The organism is Vibrio sp. 10N.222.46.A1 (assembly GCF_041473595.1).
Classification (GTDB): domain Bacteria; phylum Pseudomonadota; class Gammaproteobacteria; order Enterobacterales; family Vibrionaceae; genus Vibrio; species Vibrio tasmaniensis_A.
In genome coordinates this window covers 1-17,262 of the sequence record NZ_JBFRSN010000028.1, presented here as the reverse complement: position 1 = coordinate 17,262, position 17,262 = coordinate 1, and the positions used below count along the sequence as shown (strand labels likewise).

Here is a 17,262-nt window from a genome sequence, read left to right as displayed (position 1 = left end):
CTACCACAGTCGGCAAGGTTGGTCATCGATTTATTTCCAAAGGAAGAACCGCATACAAGATACACGTCCCCGACTCCTCAATTACTGTACAACACTTAAGCGTTGGATTTATCAAGCTTGGCGAGAAAGAAGCATTAAAGATAGCTATCAAAAAGCGCAATCAATTAGGGAAAAAGTTTTGGGGTAAACATTGGAAAAGGATTTTGGAAGATGAACTTTTATTAGGCCGGTTACCACGTAGCCTAGAGCCAACTTTGGTGTATAAGCCGACCCCGACCCTATCGGACCCCGATAAGAAAGAGTTATGTTATTTGACAAAGTGGAGGGTGTTGAATACCAATTCGGGCAAGTACCAATATAAAACCGTTGTGCGCTCAATTGGAAAGTACGGCAAGCTCTCTGCCTACATCCAAACCAAGTCTGCTTTGCTCGAAGCCTATAGCGATATATTACCTATTATTGAACATATTGGACGTTACTCCTTTGCTAAATTCAAATGATTCAGCAATGAAATTTAATGTTGTTGGTCATTATTTTTGGAGATGAAAAGTAGTTAGCTTACCTTCCCTTCTCATCTCGAAATCTATGATAGGTATCTTAACTAAGATTTGATGCTATTCTTCTGCCTTGGGACATATATCGCTTAAATTCGGTGCCTATCCATATGCCAACATGACGTGTAATTCCATTTCCGATCTGCTTAAAAGCCTCTGTGTCGCACACAGGAAAGACGAATGAATCTTCAAGGCCTTGCAATCTGGCGTACTCCCTAACTGTGTATGGACGCACATTGCGAGGAAAGTTGGTATCGACAACGAGCCTAGTTCCACGGTCTTTACCGTAGTGGGCTAGACAGCAGGGCGCAATGTCGCCTTTGCGCGGATCTGAGATAATCGGTAGATCACGGTAGCCACCATCAAGGCGGGTGTAAACTGACTTTGGAATGCTAATTTGTGGGTTTTTTTCCAATATAGATGCTAATGAAACGGGTTTGAGATTTTCAGGAGGTCTAAAATTGAAATACTTCTTGGTCGCTAAAATTACTAATCTATCTCTACGTTGCGGTACGAAGATAGATGATTCCACAGGGCAAAAAATCTGAACATAGTAGTCGCTCATTTTCGTCATGGCTTCCATGACTATTTTGAAGTATTTGAGTCCTACAACGTTCTCGACGGCGTAAAATTCTGGTCTTGCTATCGCTAAAAATCGTAATGCATGTAGATAGAGGTCATCACCAGTTTGTGTGCCGTGCAAATTCGCCATATTGGAATAACGGGTACACGGGTAAGAAAAAACCATGCCTTCGGATTTTGTTTGTTCAAGCACCAAAGTTTTGGTTATGTCAGTTTCAGAAATTTGGTGATCAAAGTTCGCGTTATACGTTTTAACGGCGTTAGCATCCATTTCAAATGATTGGTTGATCCGAACTCCAGCATCCACAATTCCCTTATCACCAAGGCCAGCTCCGCTAAAGAAACTTGTTATTGAATATTCGCTCATAAAAAAGGTACTCACTAATGTTATTTAGTCAGTACCTTAGCATTGGTTTTTCTGTTAATACGTCGGAATGTCGAAATTAAGCAGCGAAAGAGAACTTTCTGATCCTTGCTGCTTCTTGGCATACAGTTGTAATAAACTCTAAAACAAGTTGGTGGGCATCACGAATTTTTACTTCTGCGTATGTGTCATCAACTAAATTAGATTGAACGGCACTTACGAAGCTGTCGGAGGATAAGGCAGCTGCTCCCCACAAGGTTTTGCAACCACAGGCCAGTATAATATCGTAGTAACCTTCAAACTCGTCTATGTCTAAATCTAGAATAGACACTTTCTTGATTTTTTCGATTTGACTCATTATTTCCAAGGTACGTTTGTTTCTGAACTTGCTGGACCCTAACTGTTCAATTAGACATAAATGGACTTGGTTATTGACCTCCCTTGGCCACCCTTTTTGATGTGGGCCTATGGCTGGATAAATAGGTGTGCCAAAATACGTGAATTGCACTTCAAAATAGATACCCGTTGAAGAATGCACCAATATCGTAAATGGCAAGTCGACAGTAGCAATGTTTAAATTATTACTTCGTGACTTGGATGGCTCGTTAACCACGTAGACATTAAATTCTATGTTTTCTAAACCGACTCCCGATTGTTCAACCTGAATTGTCGAATACAATGTCTTCCATTGCTTTGCTATTTCGAGCTCTGCGCGATGCTTAGAGCGTTCCTCTGCCAATTCTACCTTATGTTCATCTTTGTTTTTCTTTTGCTTGTCGAGCCGCTTCTGGAGTGATTCAGGGTTCATCTTTCGAAGCGTTGCTTCTCTTTTACTTACATCATTCAGTTTTTTAATGGTTGCTGCTAATTTAGACTTTGTGTGTTCATGCTCTTTTATAGCATTGTTATTGGTCACCAGGCTTACGATCACATCATCTAAAATATCAGACTTCTGACAGCTACCTTCCTCGATGCCGAGTTTGTTTTTTAAACACAGTAAAAAATGGGATAAACGCTCAGACGCTTCTTTATTCGACGCTAAATTGTTCTCAAGTAGGCTGTACTTCTCTTTTAGAATCTGTAGTTCTGCTTGACTCTGAGAGAGGATTAATGTGCTTGAAGATAATTGTGTGTTAAGTTCGGATATCTCAGTTATCAGTGAACTGTCTGCTTGGTTTTGAAGAGTGATAGGGTCGGTCAGTTTGTTAATTGTATCATTGTGCTGAACGTTGAGCGTTTGCATTGTTTTGTATAACGAAGTCACACCATTAATGATCGACAAATCAGCTAAGAAGTCTTTTTTCATTTCATCACTAATCGAACCTTCTTTAGATGTTAGCTTGAATGTAGAGACAGCTTGCTTCGTAGAGTTACACAGAAATGCCATGTGGCCATCCATTTCATTTTGGCAAAATTCCTTAGAAATTATGCTTTCGCACAGTACTGAAAGAATAGTCATCAATGGATATCGAGTCATGTTGAAGTCAGCGTTGATTAGGGCTGACTCGATAACGGATTGGTTTGCAGTTATTACAAGTGATTTGTTCATGTAAGCCTCTGTATAAATATAAATTACGTACCATTAAGTCCCAGGTAAATGATTCACTCTGCACTTCTTATGTTTTTTTCCATTTCTTCGTTTTCCATAACTTCACGTAAATAAACCAATACCATTTGAGTTGATTTCCAATCACCTATTGGCTGAATTTGATCTATTCTCAATTTGTTTATTACATATTCGTCCACCACCCGACCAATTCGACCACTATGACCAGTCCAGTTCGGCTTGTTATACACTGAAATGTCAGCTTCTAAATTTTCAGAATTTAGTTGAGTAAAAATCTGAAATAGCGACGATAAATTGCGGTCTATAGTTGTTCCCGTTGGAGGTGTGCTTGGCGATAACGCAACTAAACCTTCGCTTATATTACTGAAAACGAAATCGGTACTGTGCAAAATGGGTGTCACACGAGTCAGGTACGATTTAAGAGTGACAGCGTAACGACCAGTGACAAATTTAGACTTTACGTCAACCCCTGTTTTACTTCGGGTTCGTAGTACTTTAAATGCTACATCACCATTTTCATCAAAAGTTTCTATTAGGTCCTTAAGTTTTATACGACAAATTTCATCTTCACGTAAACAAGTCGAATAAAGCGTACTCGCAATCGCTAAATACTTTCGCTGCTTGAGTGATACTCTGGCCCTGATTTTTAAGTCTAAATTGTCAAAGTGGTCAAATAATGCATTTAAGTGAACAGCCCTCAACGGCGTTGCTTGATTTTGTGTATAGGAATTCCCAGTTAACTCAACGTAATCGAGCTTTAGGGATTTAGTTATTGCTTTTACATCCGGTGAGCGCAGTGGGTTATACACCTCCAAGTAATCATAAATGTATCTCAATTGGTTGCGGTGTTGATTAATGGTCGCAATCGATTTATCGAGCGCAATTAGGTGCATCAAATACAGTTCTACCGCATTACTGTTCGGCTGCGGAAACGCATAAATCCCCCGATCTACGCAAAATTTAGCCCATGCTCTTAATACACTAGCAAGTTGTTGAGTTGTAGATTTGGATAAGCCACCACGATCCTTGTTGAACTTGTTTGCTCGAATAACAATGAAGTCAGCGTTTTCCGATAATGGATCTATTAGCTCAATTAAATCAGGGAAATTAACTTGAAATCGACCTAATTTAGATTGACGCTGTTTCCATTTACTCATGACATCATAATCATCTTCTCTAAGAGCAATTCCTTGAGAAGATGATTTAACAGGTAAAGTGGTGACTTTATTTTTGCTCATACAAATAGCTCGTTATGACGACTTTTGGGTGGAATGGTTATGGTTTATTTTAACGAAATTGCATTCTCTCACAGCATTAACGCCAACTTCTTTTTCAGTTCGTAAGTTGCTAAAGTTAAAGGATGTTGAAGCGTGTATAAAGACATCCGCCCCACTATCGACAAAAACCTCTATGTGAACAGGCTGCAAATCAAAGCTTAATGGGTCTAAATCGAAATTCATCATAGGATAATGATCAATGACGGATTGGCAGTCACTATTAAACTCTACGTGAATGTAGTTTGTATTGTGATAGTTAATAAGTTGAGTGCTGATCGCTTCAAAGTAAAAGTCTTGGCCTTTGGCGTTCGACACTCGTAAACCGTGTATCTTTGAACTTAGGATCTGATTTAGTACTTTTAAATCAACGGCATTAATCCTAATGGACATCAAGCTTATAATTATCGGCATAAAGCCAGTTTGTTGAGCTGTCAGCATAACGCGATCCTCTTTATGATCTAGTCTTTTATGTTTCTTCAGATTTCACTTGCCAGATAAGTCAAAACTTAAAGAAATAGAGGCAAAGCAATTTTGACAGCCTGGCCCATGCATCATGCTTCTCGTCTTTGTCATGCTTTATATTGACGATTTTCTTAGCCCCATTAACGATGATAATCATGGGTTCGCCTACACCTTTAGCTTTGGGAACCGTGATCGCAATGAAATTTAACCCTGCCACAGTCGTCATATTGCGAAGTTCGTAATTGGTTGATGGCATAGAATTTGACATGACTAAGTTGAAATCCGAGTTAACTTTATCGAGTAGCATGATGACCGCCTTAATTATTGATTGGCAATTAGTTCAATTACCTTGTTTCGAGCTTCTAACTCTGTAAATCCATGTTCATACATCAATTTTGCTGCTTTAGCGGATTCTTCTGATGTCGAATTCATTTCAAGGAAACCTTCTAGTGGGTAGCCGATCAGTTGAGCGAACTGTTCATAATCTTCTACATATTCACACGGACTTAACCCACGGTATAAATCATTGAATGTGAGCCCATTTGGGTTGTTGTCTAGTAGGTAGGTTACGATTGCATTCTCTTTAAAAATGAGCCCTCGCTTCTCATCTACTAATAGTGGTTGAATTGGTCGAGGCGTAAGGTGGAAGGTTCTGTACCATTCGGTGCCTTCATTAGCCTCAAGTTGAATTTTATTTCGAATTTGGATGTAACGAGACTTCGATAGTGTAGGAACTTCTTTAGCATCTGGAGAAAACCCAAATTCAACACACTGTTTAAAAGTGCATCCCAATAGCTGACAAAATTGTTCTTTGTCAGATATTGGGAATTCCATTGCCATCAAGTTTGAAATGGCAGGAATGCCACAATTTTCAAACAAGTACTTCACGACCTATTGGCACTGTAAGCGAGCTTTTGAGATTGAGCGCGAGGCGCTTGAGGGTTAAACGGATGCAGAGGTTGTATAGGTTGTTTAGTAGCCATAGTTGTTCCTAAAATTAAAGTTGGTTGCTAGAAATTAGTACAGGGTGCCAAATGCCGCTTCCGTGGCCACACTCAACACCCATAGTGCTGTCAGGGACGATGATCGTGTGTGTTAGTGCTTCTGTCTGGACAAGGCGCTTAGCTGCGAGTCGTTCTGCTAGAGAGATTTCGGTAAGGTTGTCACCAGTTAGTGAAATGCAGCCTTTAAAATGCTCTGTCAACGATTCAACGATTTGTGCATGTAGTGGCAGTGTAATGTTTGTATCACCCCATTGAATTTGACTATTTTCAACAAAGACAAAGCCGGCAAACCATAGCTTACCGCCCCCTAATTCAATTGCTTCATTCGACTGAGGGATAACCAGTGTGTAATTGATGGCGCTTTTTTGCTGTTCATCAATAATGGCGCCCATAGCTTTGTTAGACACTCTCGCTACACTGTCACCAATTAGCTTGGAGATGCCTTCAAACTCCTTTTGTAGACTCAAAACTTCTGCAATTGTTGATTGGGGATAACTCATCATTAATACCTTTTGATCATCGTAAGTTTCTGTTTTGCAATCGGCTATTTCATTACGAATGCATAAATGAAAGCCAACCCAGTGGAAGGGTCATCTCTGCATTCATTTGCCGACAAGCGAAATAGAACGTTATCGTATTTGTCTAGCAGACGGATATCTTTCCCATTTTCGGCAATCGCCAATACATTCATGGTGCGACACAAAAATCGGTAGTCGCCGCTTTCAGGGGCATTGATTGGTAGTGGGATTGATTGAATAAAATCAGCGATTCCTTCCGCCCCTCTCTCAAGATTAGAGATGCTGATTGAAGCCTCTTTGACTTCTTCCCAGATATTGAACTTGAAAAATAACGAACTGAAAGCAAAAGTGTATATCGATGGGTTTGCGACGCCTTCTGGAATGATTTCGAAATAATGGTTTTCATTTTCCGATTGATAAATTGGACTCTTTAGCATTCTCTTACTCCTTACTGTTTATATATACAGCTTACACTCATAATAAAACTAACGCAATGCGTTTTTATTATAATAAGTTGAAATGTAAACACTCGGAATCCCCTATCCATTTAAAATCAATTAACTTGCTGTCATCATGAATTATTTAGCTTGTAATTTAACGAATTCTTTTGTACTTCTGTTTTTGGTGGAGCAATAAGAAAAGTGCAATATCCTAATGGAAATTGCACAGTTTATTGCCGAACAAGTTTAACTGCGCTTAGGGAGGGGTCGGCAAGCTCGCATTGCTTCTTTGTTTTGCTATTTCATAAGTTAGCTCTTTCTATTTCCGACTACTCGCATCCGTAAGGAGCGTATAAATGTTTAGCAATGTTTTTATAGGATCGACTTCCCACTCTTTTGCGGTCGTCGTGATTGTATTAATGCCGGAACTACTAACTTCCAACTTCGAATACCCTCGCCCTTTCCTGTCAAAAGTTAAGAAGTCTACACTTCTTGTGGTAATAGAAATCATATCGCTCTTTCGATCATCAAGTCCCAGGCCTATTTCTAGCGCATTAGTGAATTGAATCATTCCATCTACACCGCGACTTAAATCTTCAACGGATAGATAGGCGCTCGGTTTGTCTATTCCAATAAAGTTCAGTTCAATTTGGTCGATCTGTTTTTTACCGAAGACCTCCGATTCATGACGTACCACTTCGAACTGATGTACAACACATCCCGACATTAGATATGGGTACATTAAAGGTTCACGATAGCTCATTGAATTCCCTCTTAAGTTAACTGCGGATTCCATGCTGCTTTATAATCCACATGAAACATAATCGTTGTAATACACTAACATTCAATTGATGAATTATAGTTTGCAGTATGCATTATAAACATAATAAAATCGTTATGCACGATTTTATTATGTTTCTTTTTACCATCTTTCCCCAAATTGAAATTTACTTTAGACGAACAGCTTACTGGGTGTATGAATTGTCGAGCTTAAGTACTGACAGTATTTCCAATATTAGGATAATTGGTCGGGCATGGTTGATTAATTTAACAGTTACAGCGTCACTCTAGGCTGTGTATAGCTGGTGGTTTTTTAAGGAAAAACCTCGAACATACCGAGGTTTTTCCTTATGTCATTTTAGAGATCAGTATTTAGTATGAAGGTCTACAAAGGTTGGAGTTTGAGCAGTGCATTAAAGGCTTTCAAATTGAGTCACAACGTTGTATTTGGCTAATTGCTCATATGTCATTGGAGCTATTTTTTCATGAGGAATGCTAAATGTTACATCAATCAATTTTTCTATTTCGGATATTGGTCTACTTCCTTTCTCTTTGTAAGAGAGGAGTAAATTCATTATTTGATCTTTTGATCTTTTATCTGTGAATGTGTAAACACAAAAGCCACAAACTCCAATTGTTGATTGAGATGAATGGTAAAGAAATTCTGTGGATTTACCAAGCATTATACGTTCGTTTCCAGACATATAAGTAAACGGACACATAGAGGCACATATAGTGGCTTCATTAGATTCAGATAATTCTGACGTTAGTTCTCCCGCTACATAATAAGCATCAGCAACACACGTATTTATTTTGTTGTTAGCAATTTCAGTTCCAAGGTATATCCCAAATGAATTTTCACCGCCTGGCGAATCGAAGCAAATATATTCAACATCCCCAAAAGTTAAATTATTTTCAAGAAAAAAGTCTTCCAGTACCTCTTTTGAGAAAATGGTAAATTGACCTTGCAGAAGAAGCACTCCGTCTATGCAGTCTCCCTCTAAAGAGCACGCTTGCGCGATAGATGCAGTCATAGGTTTTAACCCATGCCGAGTTATTTCTGGTTCTGTGTTGGCTCTTTGATAACACCAAGCAAATAATATGGCGATCACAACAAGCAATAGTTTTACTTTTTGGAATGGTTTCAGTGACATCATTACGTTTTACTCTCATATTTTAGAAGTTCGTTTCAATTCAATCGCTTACTCGTTACTTGGCTTCAAGTTGCCCATTGATAGCATGTAGTGAAATTACGTTCATCAAATCGGTTTTAGCATCTTCTTTCAATAGTTCAAGCAATTGCGTTATGACATCATCACTCATAGGTTGCTCTAACATTGCGTGACCATTTTCAATGAACCTTTTTAATGTGTTTAAACACTCAGTAGTCACGTCACCATTAGGAACATAAATAAATTTGTCTAACTTTAGTTGCTCATCTAATAGCCATTCGTCTACATCATCTGGCATAAATTCATATGCAGACTTTGTTTCAGAGCCCACATAACAAAACAACTGCGACAGAGGGCGATCCCAACCGCACACAATGATATCTCTCGTTGTATCATTTCTATCAAACTGCATAATTCTCTGTGACATTATTCCATCCTTAAAATTTATCTGTTTGGTCAAATATATCTGCTATCGGAACTTACTCATAAGACTTTCCTTATAAGCTAGGTTTCTTAAATAACCCCCAATAAATGCTGATAAATTGAACCATGCCTTTGGCGAAACTCCATTACCTAGCATTCGATGGACGTGTGAGGTGTTTCCTCGTTTACTCACCAAACTGTGATTACCGGCACCTACTTTCTCAAGGACACGCCATAATTGGTCCGGGATACCTCGGATTCTAGAATGTTCCAAATTGGAAATTAAACGCTGTAGTCCGTTTTCTTCATAATTATCATGCGCCACCATCGGAGATCCTATTCTGGGTGATGCGTATCCCGCCGTGAGCGTTGCTACTTTGTCTTCATCGCCAATTAGAAGGTTGTGCTTAAAATTAAGCCTGGTATCGTTTGACTTCTTAGTTACGTGTTCCATTAGGCTCCATTTATCGCTGTTATCTGCAATATCATCCCTAATCGAATTGAATGTTGAGCGTTCGATATCAGATGGAGGGTAAAATTGATCTAAAGGGAGTTCTGGTAAACCTTTTGATATGAGTACTGCGCAAGCTCTTCTCCTTTCCTCAAAGTCACCGTTATCGTAGCCATTAATTTTTGTGGTTTGCAGTCTATAGCCTAAGAAGTCAAATTCTCGTTCCATTAGTGAAAGTGTTTGACTCTTAATAAATGGTACGGAATTTTCTAGAATAATTAAGGCAGGATTTAGCTTCTTAATGATGCCGATTAGTGGGATAAATAGTGTTCCTGCTTCTGGGTGATCTAAGTCCCTTCTGCTCGCGGGACAAAGCGTAGATTGCCCTACGCACGGATACCCTACTTCTGCTACGTGAACCGATTTAAGTTGATCTACGTCTATATCTCGTATATCAACTCCATATGCTTGTGCATCTTCTGTCGGAGTGTTCCAAATGGGATTCCCTTCTATTTGAATATTCATGGCCAAGGTATCAGAATCAATTGAGAGAGCTATTTCTGATTCAATTAACTGAGATTGTAACCCTTTCTTTATTTGGTATGACAGAGTACCAATACCGGAGAATATAGAGGCGAATCTGAGCGGAATCTCATTCAATAGACTTTTGATAAGGGCTGCTTCTCGGATCATGCGCTTTAGCTCTACCAAAGCCACTTCAATATAAATTATTCCCTGCTTGAACGTAACATTGACCTTTGAAACGCCATTTAGAACAGCACCGACCATCTTAGACCTGATTTCTACCAGTTCACCCCTGTTGGTCTTGTTTACGCTCTTGGTACCATCGTTGCAAAGGGTAAGTTTTAAAGCATGTTTCCTTTCAGTGATTGAGAATTGAGCCCCAGCTACATAACCATTTTGTCGAAGGATTTTTGAGTTTTTTATATAAATTCGGCCCACACCGTTTGCAATATGTTTTACCGAATATGTTTCTCTTGTTATCACGCGTATCGACTCTCGTTAAATTAATTCTTAATTTACAATACCACTCGAAATGTCGCGAATACGGCGTTTTTCTAACAATTAATTACATAATAGCTACCTGTTCTTATGAATCAGTTTCAACTTCAGACTTCACCACAGACCTTCTTTTTCGATATACACGAATTAGAGCGTACTCGTTGAGCGGCGCTAAACTAAATCCTGAACGTTCTCTCAATTTTGACACTGGCACTTTGGTTAGTTTCATTATTTTTTCCACCGTACATATGACTCGCCTACAAGAGTAACAAAGGTATCAAATGCTCCTTTGTCGCTTACACTTTCTGTGTTGTTGCTTCCTAAGTTGTAGTAAAGAGTTTCCTGTGCGCCAATGGTCGATTGATCGATAACTTCAGGAAGCATGAAAACTGGAAAGTTAGGATTGCCACTTTCCTTGCCGACTACGATGACTACCATTGAAGAATTAGATTTAAAATCGGCACTGTAAGAATTATCAAGTGTTACGGCTGGTGTATTTGCCAAAATATCCGATACATCCAAATAAAGCGGAGATGACGGGTCATTCAAATCAACACCGAAGCCAATCTTGTTCTTAACGTCCAGAAACTCTTGTCCTAGGAAGGTTTCGATAAATTTCGTTTTGTTTCTGGCGAAATGTTCAATTTTGTATCGATCATTCCTAGCAATGCTACTGAGGGTTCCTGCCTCTCTATTAAGTTTTTTTAGGCTTCCATATACTTTATCTAATTGTTTCTTTTCATGGTGAATGCTTTGTTTAATTTCATCTATTTCTGCTAAGTATGTACCATTGTAAGCGGGGCTACTGTTAGTAAGTTTAAATCGGTGACCGATGTAGTCGATGAATCCTTTTTGGTACGCTTTGTTCATCGCTATATCGAACTTCACACCTGGCGGGAGGGATTTTACAAAGCAAAGATCACCTATATAGACACGGTACTTGTACTTACCACTGTACCTATTGCAGTTATTATTTATAGCTGCAAATACGTTGTGGTGTTCATAAGCTACATCTTTAGCCTTAAAAATGGCCCCAGCACGTAATTGGAACCCCCTAACCTTACGCTCTAATTCTTGTTTTAATTGAACAATGCGATATTTTGAATTGGCGATTTCATTTTGCACTACTTCAGTTTTCTTGCCTTCAATTTTGTCGAGAGCAACATACTTATCTATATGACTTTCTATTTTCTGTAATTGGCTTTGAGAATGTTCAGAGGCAATGGAAAGTCCTGATAGTTCCTCGTTAAAGGACTTCATCGCTTCGTTGTATCTAAAATTTTGCATTAAATCAGATAAGTTTTGATCGTAATAATTACGCAATCGTACCGAGTTTAGAGATGGTAGGTATTCATTAATGGTGCGCAAATCTGCCGAGTCGAGTGCCTGGTTAACAAGCAGCATATCTGTGTATACCGTAGTGATTTTTGAAAATGTTTGGGTGTCGAGATAAAAAACACTGAAATCACTAGGGTTCATTTCAGCAAGAAGTTTTTTTGTAGCCTGGTCACTAATTGAAACCGAGATAGTAGACGGCCCACTACTGAAGCAACCAGTCAACATAAGTGTCACAACGCACGCGGATACTTTATTCATTTTGTATTTGTAATCCATTGCTCTACTGCCTGCTCTAAAATCTAAACTCACTTAAAAATAGTGGCGCTCCACCTTTCCCAGTGTTCAAGTTGATTGGGTACAGCTTTACGAGGTCATCTGGGTTTTGTTGCTTATATCTTGCTACTAGAAGTTCATTAGTCGTTTTGTTGTACATCACGAATGAACTCTTATTTGGATTAAAGCCGTACAATTTAGAAAATTGATTGGTTACTCTCGCAAGTTTTGCTTTTGAGATAAATGGAATTACGACATCTTCACATTTAACGGAACGTTCTTTGTCCCCATTACCTATTGTGCAGGTAAACCATTTACGATAAAGGGTATGATGTCTAAGTGATTGTAGGTTGTCGTACAGCTTGTAAAGATCTGCGCTGCTTTGTCCATTTAGTTTATGGCTGAACAGCATGATATTCATACCTAAGAGATCTCGTCTTGCGGTTTTCTCTTTGAAGCGCCCGGGTATTTGACCAAAAGAATTAATATATGAGTTGACCCATTTCTCTGATAAGGAAGTCATTCTATTGTAATTTTTAACCAATCCCTTACCGTTAACCATATTTCCTATTTCCGCCAATTCGCGTTGTACAGTAGTTCTGGATTCAGGTGAGGTATCGTAGATATCGAAAACAACAGTTTGTTTCCACCGGCTATCGGGAAATTTATTGTAATCAACACTTTCCTGAAACTCCCAATGCCCCCTAGAAACCCAGTCTCCAGCATTGCAGATGGCGGGTAAAAACGGGAGTGCGAGTGTTAACCCAAGTATCAATTTTGAAAACTTGCTATTCATCATTAATTCCTCTTTAACTAATTTCAAAACCGCCACTTTCGTCCATAGCGTCAAACATGGAGAAAAGATTCGGAATAAGTAGATTGAGAGCTTCCAATCTAATGCGGATCGATTGCTTGGCTAAATGCAATAAATCGCCATCTTCTACTTCATACTCTAACATCTCAATAACTGCATCTTTATCGTACTTTATGCTAGTTAGAGCTTGTGTGTTACTGATAGAAAATTTAATGGCTTTTTTGAATTCAAATTCAGCACTGGTGACTTGTTTGCATTTATCTACATTCGTTTCAAGTTCAGAAGATGCTAAATCTTGCCCCGTGTATCGAGCGATAGCTTTTTCATTGACCAAGCTAGCTTTATCTCCTAAATCAAAGTCTTCAGCAATCTTGTTAGGCACTTTTATGAATTCGGTTAAGTTTTCCTCCATGACTGGCGAAAACGGTTTTGCTTGAAGGGAAATACCTGCAGACATAAGTAAAGAAGAAATTTCATCAATTTCTTTTTTAGAGCTGGTGGTCAACCAAATTTGTTGATTTTTGATATCAATGAACATCTCTATTTCATTGCGGCTCGGTAATGCTATTTTAGCTAACTCTGCTTCGATAACTTTCCTTTGATCACGTTCATCCTTACGCGTGACAGGGGCATCGCCATTACGCATCTCTTGCTTCCATATAGCTAACTTATGGCTGACATCATCTCGCTTAGCCTTTCTCTCCTGAATGACAATCATAGCGATAACAAATTCACCAACTTGAACCGCAAACTCCTCATGTTGATCAATATCCATAAAGGGGCGTTCAAAACCGCGAGTTTTCAAGATGGTTTCTGTTGTTTCAGGACATGAATTGTTTGAGGCAATCTTATTTATGTTAGGAAGCGTGTTATCCGATAAGTTATACGAAAACACACTGATTTTTTTTATAAGCACTGTTACGCCCTTATGTTCGGATTGTTTGTTTATAGTATATAACTTAATTTAAAATTTCATCCTAATTCCGCCGGATGCCGGGAAAAACCCATGTTAGATTGGGTGGAGAGTAAACGATTTATTAAAGGGGATAAAAGATGCTTAATGAAATCTTAGAGAAGCTTGGGGTAGATTGCTTAAAGCCATTGCAGAGAGATGTCATACAGCTAGTCGTCAAAGAACGGAAAAATGTTTTAGCCGCTTTATCTACAGGGTACGGAAAAAGCCTTTGCTTTCAGTTGCCGGCGTTACTCGACGACCAAGTTACGATTGTTATCAGCCCTTTGATATCCACCATTTCGGATCAAGTGACCACCATTAATAAGAAAATGGGTGAAGTCGTAGCTATGGCCTACCACAGTCAGCTTATAGAGTCAGAAAGAGAAGCCATTACTAAGAATTTAGAATCTGTTAAGCTCATCTATTGTTCACCTGAGTCGATTGCTCACACAGCACTTCTCTCAAGAGTATTGTCAAAACGTAAAGTAAGACGCATAGTGATTGATGAAGCTCATTTTGTTAAGCAATGGGGAGATAACTTTAGACCAGCTTTTAAAGCCTTCTCTGACACGATCCGCTCGCAGATCAAAAAACCTCAATTTTTAGCCTTAACCGCTACAGCATCACTCGCCACCATTGATACTTTAAATGAGGTGTTCGATTCTGATTTTACAGTTATTAGAGATAATCCAGTAAAAGCAAATATTGATTATACAATCTTGCAAGAATCTGGAGCACTAACACTTAGCGAGCTAGTCAGGTTAAACGGAGCTGCAGGAGACAGTAAAGCATCCAAGCTTCATAATTCGTGTGTTAAAGCAGTTAAGACAATGAAGCCTTATCTGGGTATCGATAAAACTCTGATATTTTGTGGTACACGAAAGCGCGTAGATGTCGTCTTTAAATTGTTAGAACTCTTAGGCTTAAATGTATACAAATATCATTCAGGCATGCTCCCTGAACAAAAGAAAACCCAATTTAGTGAATACGTACAATCTAATTCAGGGGTAATGGTTGCAACGAACGCATTTGGTGTTGGTATAGACATCTCAGATATTCGTCAATGTTTTCATGTAGACATCCCATTAAATGTAGATGCTTACTTGCAAGAAACGGGGCGAATTGGTCGCGATGGCCAACCTTCCAATGCCTATTTACTTCATTCTGAAGACAGCCATCATGTTGGAAATGTCCTTATTGAGATGTCTTATCCAAGTAGTAAGTCGGTCGCGCTGATGCTTCAATATTTAAAAGAGTATGCTGCATTTGAATCATCCATAGAGGTTGATTCCCCAGAACTCTATGAGCAAATTACGCCTTGGATCGTTGCTCACGCTGAGTATTCAACCGAATTAAGTGAAACGGTAATCAACGCCTGTCTAAGTTATTTAGTCCGAACGGGAATTGTGTACCTCGATGTTCAATCAGGTCAACCGTTCTACATTCTAATGCCTAATGTGAACTTTAGTTGTGAGGCTTATAACGAAGGAAAGGCACATGCCAAATTAGAGTTTAACTTGATGCAAGATTACATCGCCAAAAAAGGCACTAATGTCAATTACCTAACACAGTGCTATGCGGGGTTATAGTTACCATGAGGACGATGAAATGAGCATAGAACCTAAAAAACGGTGTTGTCAAATCTGTGAATTTGAGAAATCCGTAGGGAAATACTACCTCAGTAAAGAAGAAAGTGAACATTATGGCTGGTGGAGAGTCTGTTCTATCTGCGCTCAAATGGTATCTAGATTAGGTTCTGACGTCACCTACTATCGATACTCTCAAGAATACAAAAAAGAGTTAGAGGTGATGAAGCTTCCAATTAATGTCCTTGCTTGTGAACATGAGTGGGATAAACATTCTTTGGTTAGCGAAGTGGAACACAAAACAGACCTGATGTTTGACTGGATGCGCTGTAAACGGTGCAATGTCTACGGTAAGCGGTTTACGTTGGCACAATGCGAGATGGACGATTTAATGATGGAGATAGATATTAATTGCTCTCGGTAGAAGCCGAAATCCCACTGCGCGACCAACAAAGGAGCAGATCTTAATTCTACATATTAAAATCGGTGGAATACGTTAGGTCTTCTACATTCTCAACGTTTTGTAGACTCACTAATTCGGCAAGTTCTTTCCTGACTACGCGGAAATCCGCTTTCAATACTTTATCTAACTGGGATGGCTCAAGGTGCTCTTCTAAATGAAATCTGAATTTCAGTTGCCGCTCAAGTCCCAGGTTCATTTGGTCAAACAAGCAAAGTACGGGCTGTCCTGCTATGTATTTAACGCCAAAGTTATCTTCTTTTACGTCTGCGGCCATATTACCCAATGCCTGATGCTGATAAATACCATTTTGGAGTTCTTCAATGCACTCCATTAGTTCAGGTTCAGCTTCAAATTGATATCGAATTTCATCCCTCATATCATCAAGGTCAAGGAAGTCATAAATGCTGAAGAGAGATTCATCCAATAGAGATAAAGCTCGCCCTGCGACATAGCAGCGATCGTGATTGGTATCGACTAAATCTTGCTCTATAAGGAAGATGGGGTTCTTAATAAAATCGCTATCTTGAAAACAAACTACGTTATGAATGTCAGTTACATTATCCATTTTTTGATTTAAACAACGAGCTGCGTACACTCCTTCACTCAAACTTGTGGTGACCTTCAGAGCATGTCCGTTAGATAATTCAAAGCAGGTCCCAAAGCTACCAGAGTCCAATCTATCAACAATAACTACATCGAACTTGGATTTTAAGTAGTGATTAATTGAATCTTCTTGTGTGATCCTCATTTACACATCCTTTGTGTTGGAGATTGTCTATTGAACAACGCAGGTAAGTTCTTCCCTTACCGCCTCGTAGTAACGCATTGCTTCATAGTTTTCTAAGTCCATAAAGAAGTTCGGTTCTCTATCTGCAATCGTTATCATTTCTAATATATGGCCAGAAAGTATATGTGTAGATGGGCCATAAATGCCGACTCTTGGCTGTTTCTTGTAGAAAGCTTTAGTCACCTCAAGAATGTAGATTGGTGATTTAGTGTGTTGTGCAATAAAGCGAGCAACCATTCTTCGAATACAAGATGTCGGATATCCACTTTTGGCATCAATCAAATCATCTGTTAACTGTCTAGCAATGTCGAAATCTAGCGGTACTATGCGTGCAAATAGTTTGGGATATCTATTTTTAACCATAGTTTCAAATTCAAATTGCATTTGTTTATTCATACTCATAACAATACAGTTCCTTTTGTTAAGTAC

General features: G+C 39.0%; 20 protein-coding genes. 3 read left to right on the top strand and 17 right to left on the bottom strand.

Annotation, left to right across the window (positions count from 1 at the left end):
- Positions 1 to 500, top strand: a 500-nt coding sequence (locus AB4496_RS01315) for a Fe3+-citrate ABC transporter substrate-binding protein (protein WP_372130505.1), incomplete at its 5' end; no start/stop codon positions are given.
- A 97-nt stretch (positions 501 to 597) separates the two neighbouring features.
- Here the strand turns inward: AB4496_RS01315 and AB4496_RS01310 are convergent.
- The 15 genes from AB4496_RS01310 to rdgC form a co-directional block, all read right to left on the bottom strand.
- Positions 598 to 1,503: a DNA cytosine methyltransferase gene (locus AB4496_RS01310; protein WP_102258401.1), complete on the bottom strand. Its 906-nt coding sequence runs from the start codon at positions 1,501 to 1,503 to the stop codon at positions 598 to 600.
- Between the two features lie 76 nt (positions 1,504 to 1,579).
- A complete protein-coding gene (locus AB4496_RS01305; RefSeq protein WP_102579720.1) occupies positions 1,580 to 3,049 on the bottom strand; it encodes a hypothetical protein in 1,470 nt (489 codons plus the stop codon).
- Positions 3,050 to 3,102: 53 nt separating this feature from the next.
- Positions 3,103 to 4,305 (bottom strand): site-specific integrase, encoded by a 1,203-nt coding sequence (locus tag AB4496_RS01300; RefSeq protein ID WP_102258403.1) that lies wholly within the window; start codon positions 4,303 to 4,305, stop codon positions 3,103 to 3,105.
- Between the two features lie 12 nt (positions 4,306 to 4,317).
- Positions 4,318 to 4,782 carry a hypothetical protein gene (locus tag AB4496_RS01295; RefSeq protein WP_102258404.1) on the bottom strand — a complete coding sequence of 155 codons (465 nt, stop codon included), beginning with the start codon at positions 4,780 to 4,782 and terminating at the stop codon, positions 4,318 to 4,320.
- Between the two features lie 61 nt (positions 4,783 to 4,843).
- Positions 4,844 to 5,113, bottom strand: a complete 270-nt coding sequence (locus AB4496_RS01290; RefSeq protein ID WP_102258405.1) for a hypothetical protein — start codon at positions 5,111 to 5,113, stop codon at positions 4,844 to 4,846.
- A 14-nt stretch (positions 5,114 to 5,127) separates the two neighbouring features.
- The gene (locus tag AB4496_RS01285) at positions 5,128 to 5,685 is read right to left on the bottom strand and encodes a hypothetical protein (RefSeq protein ID WP_133153714.1); all 558 of its coding nucleotides are present in this window, start codon (positions 5,683 to 5,685) and stop codon (positions 5,128 to 5,130) included.
- 118 nt (positions 5,686 to 5,803) lie between these two features.
- Complete coding sequence (locus tag AB4496_RS01280) at positions 5,804 to 6,277, bottom strand: hypothetical protein (protein WP_372103087.1); 474 nt, start codon at positions 6,275 to 6,277, stop codon at positions 5,804 to 5,806.
- Between the two features lie 77 nt (positions 6,278 to 6,354).
- On the bottom strand, positions 6,355 to 6,765 hold the full coding sequence (locus tag AB4496_RS01275) for a hypothetical protein (RefSeq protein WP_102258408.1): 411 nt from the start codon (positions 6,763 to 6,765) through the stop codon (positions 6,355 to 6,357).
- A gap of 322 nt (positions 6,766 to 7,087) precedes the next feature.
- Positions 7,088 to 7,531, bottom strand: coding sequence for a hypothetical protein (locus tag AB4496_RS01270; RefSeq protein ID WP_102258409.1), 444 nt, complete (start codon positions 7,529 to 7,531; stop codon positions 7,088 to 7,090).
- Positions 7,532 to 7,961: 430 nt separating this feature from the next.
- Positions 7,962 to 8,705 (bottom strand): hypothetical protein, encoded by a 744-nt coding sequence (locus AB4496_RS01265; RefSeq protein WP_102258410.1) that lies wholly within the window; start codon positions 8,703 to 8,705, stop codon positions 7,962 to 7,964.
- A gap of 52 nt (positions 8,706 to 8,757) precedes the next feature.
- Complete coding sequence (locus AB4496_RS01260) at positions 8,758 to 9,147, bottom strand: hypothetical protein (protein ID WP_102258411.1); 390 nt, start codon at positions 9,145 to 9,147, stop codon at positions 8,758 to 8,760.
- A gap of 42 nt (positions 9,148 to 9,189) precedes the next feature.
- The gene (locus AB4496_RS01255; protein ID WP_102258412.1) at positions 9,190 to 10,602 is read right to left on the bottom strand and encodes a DNA cytosine methyltransferase; all 1,413 of its coding nucleotides are present in this window, start codon (positions 10,600 to 10,602) and stop codon (positions 9,190 to 9,192) included.
- A gap of 243 nt (positions 10,603 to 10,845) precedes the next feature.
- A complete protein-coding gene (locus AB4496_RS01250; RefSeq protein WP_133151984.1) occupies positions 10,846 to 12,231 on the bottom strand; it encodes a hypothetical protein in 1,386 nt (461 codons plus the stop codon).
- A 16-nt stretch (positions 12,232 to 12,247) separates the two neighbouring features.
- A complete protein-coding gene (locus AB4496_RS01245; protein WP_133151985.1) occupies positions 12,248 to 13,051 on the bottom strand; it encodes a hypothetical protein in 804 nt (267 codons plus the stop codon).
- Positions 13,038 to 13,937 carry a recombination-associated protein RdgC gene (rdgC, locus tag AB4496_RS01240; protein ID WP_372085553.1) on the bottom strand — a complete coding sequence of 300 codons (900 nt, stop codon included), beginning with the start codon at positions 13,935 to 13,937 and terminating at the stop codon, positions 13,038 to 13,040. Before rdgC ends, AB4496_RS01245 begins: the two co-directional genes overlap by 14 nt.
- Before the next feature lie 158 nt (positions 13,938 to 14,095).
- Between rdgC and AB4496_RS01235 the strand changes: the two genes are divergently transcribed.
- Both AB4496_RS01235 and AB4496_RS01230 read left to right on the top strand, forming a co-directional pair.
- Positions 14,096 to 15,586 carry a RecQ family ATP-dependent DNA helicase gene (locus AB4496_RS01235; RefSeq protein WP_102258416.1) on the top strand — a complete coding sequence of 497 codons (1,491 nt, stop codon included), beginning with the start codon at positions 14,096 to 14,098 and terminating at the stop codon, positions 15,584 to 15,586.
- A gap of 19 nt (positions 15,587 to 15,605) precedes the next feature.
- Positions 15,606 to 16,007 (top strand): hypothetical protein, encoded by a 402-nt coding sequence (locus AB4496_RS01230; RefSeq protein ID WP_133151986.1) that lies wholly within the window; start codon positions 15,606 to 15,608, stop codon positions 16,005 to 16,007.
- A 46-nt stretch (positions 16,008 to 16,053) separates the two neighbouring features.
- On the opposite strand, the gene AB4496_RS01225 is transcribed toward AB4496_RS01230, so the two are convergent.
- On the bottom strand, positions 16,054 to 16,794 hold the full coding sequence (locus AB4496_RS01225; protein ID WP_102258418.1) for a hypothetical protein: 741 nt from the start codon (positions 16,792 to 16,794) through the stop codon (positions 16,054 to 16,056).
- Between the two features lie 27 nt (positions 16,795 to 16,821).
- Positions 16,822 to 17,262: hypothetical protein (locus AB4496_RS01220; RefSeq protein ID WP_372130504.1), on the bottom strand; the 441-nt coding region annotated here is incomplete at its 5' end.